This is a genomic window from Rathayibacter iranicus NCPPB 2253 = VKM Ac-1602 (genome assembly GCF_003149025.1).
Lineage (GTDB): Bacteria > Actinomycetota > Actinomycetes > Actinomycetales > Microbacteriaceae > Rathayibacter > Rathayibacter iranicus.
In genome coordinates, this window is record NZ_QGDV01000038.1 from 1 (window position 1) to 3,527 (window position 3,527).

A 3,527-nucleotide genomic window follows, 5' to 3' on the forward strand; every position below is an offset into this window, starting at 1 on the left:
CGAATGCGCCGTTGTTCCCGTTGCGGTAGGCCTGGAGTTCCGCGTCGGTGACGGGGCGCAGTCCGGTGGGGTCGAGGGCGTGGAGGGGGTCGTTGGTGAGGCGAGGTCGAAGTCGACGAGGTCGACTACCTCTGATGCACGGTCACGACTCGAGGGTTATGCTGGGGCGCTCGTCGAAGCGGTGATTGTTGGAGGCTGCAAAGCGGCCTAAGTGCGCGAAGCCTCAGCGCCGCGCGACCTCGCTCACGCCGACGATCCCGGATTCGTCGGCGCGCAGTGAACTGTTGAATCTATGGGGCCTATCGGTCTATGTAGTCGAAAAAAGCCTTGGCGAACCTCCGATCGGCTTCGGATGCGGCATTGTCTTCTGTGGAGAACCTAGCGAGGTCTGCTTCGACTTGAGCACGCGCTGCTCGAGGTCCGTCTTGCATGAAGATGACGATCGCAAGTTTCTGCCGTGCAACGCGTGGGTTTGGGATCATGTTATCTCCCGAGAGGGTCGCACGGATGGCGTCGAGTGAAGCGTGCCGTCGCATGTACGGAATGCCAATATCAACGACGGCCTGAACCAGGTCTGTCGCCCTCTCCTCCACGGTGTCGTCGTTCGTGAAAAACCATTGTCTCAGCTTCGGCACGTCGGCGGCATACCCGAGAGGGATTGTAATCGTCGGCGTCGGGTAGTTTCGCCCTGGAAGATGCGTTTGTATCTCGTAGTAGATCCTCTGGATCTCATCGCAGATGACGCCGATGATGGGGTACATAACACCATCTTGAGGGGTCCAGCCGCCACTGTTGAGCCCGACCCACCCCTGCCACCCCTCAGACAGCGGTGCCGTAATGGTGTCTTTTCTCCTGCGAAACCCGGCTTCCTTCAGCTTGCGCACGCAAACCGCTTCAACCTCTGTATGAAATGACATGGTATTCTCCTAACCTAAATCCCAATAATCTTCTCGAATGTGCATTGGACCCAACTCTTCGCCTGGTTCAAGGCCAGCAATCTTTGCTTTCCTGCCGCGAGGTATGGCGCCTTTCCCGTCTCTAATGAGGTCAAAGGCAATTTCCTGGTTTTTTGTGAGTTTCGCGAAGAGGCCGTTTTTGGCTTCGATGAAGTACAGCTCCCCGGATGGTGTTCTGGCGAGGATGTCCATGCGTGTCCTGACTCCTCCGACGTCGATGGTGATCTCGGTTCCGACGAGGGTATCGCCGCGTGCTTCGAGGGCTTCGATGGAGGCTTGGACGCCGCGTTTGCCTTTGTTGACGAGGGCAGCACCGTTGAGGCGTGGTCGGACAGGGGTGAGGGGAACGTCGTCGAGTCGGGTGGCGGGGATGTCGCCACCGAGGCGGCGGGCGGCGGCACCGCCGAGTCCGCTGGCGGCTCCTCCTGCGGCGCCTCCTGCTGCTCCGCCGGAGGTGGCGCCGAGGAGGCCGTCGGGGGTGTGGGGTCCGGGGCTGGTGAGGTATTGGGCGGCGCCGGAGACGCCGCCGTCGGCGGTGCCGGCGATGACTTCGGCCTTGAAGGCGCCGGCGCCGGCGCGGTAGGCGAGGAACTCGGCTGCTCCTCCGGCGCCGCCGCCGAGCGCTCCGACGGCGGAGTCGATGCCGACTTGGCCCCAGTCGACGCTGCCGTTGACCGCTTTCTGTCCGGCGATGGACATTCCGCCGGACAGGAGAGCACCGGACGCGGCTCCGATGAGGGCCATGCCGACGGGTCCGCCGACACCGGTGAACATGAGGGCGATGCCGCCGACGATCGCGGCGCCCGCGGCGACGTATTCCCAGTTGTTCGACCACCAGTCTTGGGCGGCGGCGAATGCGCCGTTGTTCCCGTTGCGGTAGGCCTGGAGTTCCGCGTCGGTGACGGGGCGCAGTCCGGTGGGGTCGAGGGCGTGGAGGGGGTCGTTCCCGGCGTACGAGTACGGGTTCCCGGACCAGCCCGCGCCGGTGACGGGTTCGAGGGGATCCACCGTGAGGAAGCCCCGAGTCCCCGGGTCGTAGGCGCGGTGGCCGAGCCATTCCAGTCCCGCGACCGCGAGGCCACCGGACCCGGTGAGGCTGATCCCCGCGGGGAGGTCGATACCGGGCGGCAGTCCGGTATCGGGGCCGGGAGCGACGCCCCAGGGGTCGTCGGCGTTGGTCGCGCGTTCGGCCCGCCAGCTGCCGCCGGTCCAGGTGTCGCCGATGCCGGTGACGCCTCCCGGCGTGGCAAGGATCGGAGTCTCGCCCACCGCAAGGAGTGTGGATGAGTAATCGGGTCAAACGATCAACATATTGCACGCATCAACGCTCTGCACCGCCTTCGACAAGACCAGGGGCCCCGTCCGGCCGCCTGCCGCCGAAGGGTCTCGGCTTAGGCGATACTTTCTGCTCAGATGGCTGAAACGTGCGTCACCGCGCAGTCCGGTCGAGATACGCAAGGAACTTTTCGGCGAACTTACGATCATACTGGGAGGAGGGATCTTCTTTTCCCGAAATCTTCGCGAGTTCTGCTTTAATATGCGCGCGCGCCGCCTCGTAGCCGTCCTGGACGAGAATTGTGACCGCGAGCTTCTCTTCGGCGTTGAATGGAGTAGGTCTTATGTTATCGCCAGAAAGCCTCTTCCGGATGGCGTCGAGTGACGCGTGCCTACGCATGTAGGGAATGCCGATGTCAACGACGGCTTGAGTCAGGTCTGCCGCCTGCTTCTCGACGGTGCCGTCGTTTGTGAAGATCCATTGCCGCAGTTCCGGAACGTCAGCCGCGTACCCGAGGGGCATGGTAATAGTCGGCGTAGGGAAATTTCTTCCCGGAAGCTCCGGTTGCACGTCATAGTAGGTGCTCTGAACTTCATCGCAGATGACGCCGATGATGGGGTATATGATTCCGTCTCGCGGAGTCCAGCCGCTGCTATTGAGCCCGACCCATCCTTGCCACCCCTCGTACAGAGGAAGGACAGTGCGGCCTTTCTTTCTCTGGAATCCCACTTCCTTCAGCATGCGTACACAAACCGCTTCGACCTCTGTATGAAACGACAACTTATTCTCCTAACCTATGTCCCAACGATCTTCTCTTACTTCCATCGGTTTCAATGGTTGTCCTGGTTCGAGGCCAGCTTCTTCAGCTCTCCGGCCGGTGGGTATGGCACCTTTCCCTTCTCTGATGAGAGGGAAAGCGATTTCCTGGTTCTTCGTGAGTTCCGCACGCGGTCCGTTCTTCGCTTCAGTGATGTACCTGGTGCCGGATGGTTCTTCGGCGAGGATGTCGATTCGTGTTCGGACGCCTTCGACATCGATCGTGATCTCGGTCCCGACGAGGGTATCGCCGCGTGCTTCGAGGGCGTCGATGGAGGCTTGGACGCCGCGTTTGCCTTTGTTGACGAGGGCGGCTCCGGTGAGGCGTCTGGAGACGGGTGTGAGGGCGGCGTCGGCGAGGCGTTCGGCGCCGATGGCTCCGCTGAGGCGTCGGCCGGCGGCGCCTCCGAGGCCGCCGGCGGCGAGTCCTCCTGCGCTGGCGGCGAGGAGGTTGTCGGTGGTGTGGGGTCCGGGGCTGG

General features: G+C 62.7%; 3 protein-coding genes and 1 pseudogene. 1 reads left to right on the forward strand and 3 read right to left on the reverse strand.

Annotated features, from left to right (window positions below; translation table 11 throughout):
* Positions 1 to 299: 299 nt before the first annotated feature.
* From B0H03_RS15915 to B0H03_RS15925, 3 genes are all read right to left on the reverse strand, one after another.
* Positions 300 to 917, reverse strand: coding sequence for a hypothetical protein (locus B0H03_RS15915; RefSeq protein ID WP_104265673.1), 618 nt, complete (start codon positions 915 to 917; stop codon positions 300 to 302).
* Positions 918 to 926: 9 nt separating this feature from the next.
* Positions 927 to 2,225 (reverse strand): RHS repeat-associated core domain-containing protein, encoded by a 1,299-nt coding sequence (locus B0H03_RS17300; protein WP_104354376.1) that lies wholly within the window; start codon positions 2,223 to 2,225, stop codon positions 927 to 929.
* A 160-nt stretch (positions 2,226 to 2,385) separates the two neighbouring features.
* Positions 2,386 to 2,973, reverse strand: a complete 588-nt coding sequence (locus B0H03_RS15925; RefSeq protein ID WP_104265629.1) for a hypothetical protein — start codon at positions 2,971 to 2,973, stop codon at positions 2,386 to 2,388.
* A 96-nt stretch (positions 2,974 to 3,069) separates the two neighbouring features.
* Here B0H03_RS15925 and B0H03_RS15930 point away from each other — a divergent pair.
* A pseudogene (locus B0H03_RS15930) lies at positions 3,070 to 3,527 on the forward strand (hypothetical protein); the annotation flags it as partial.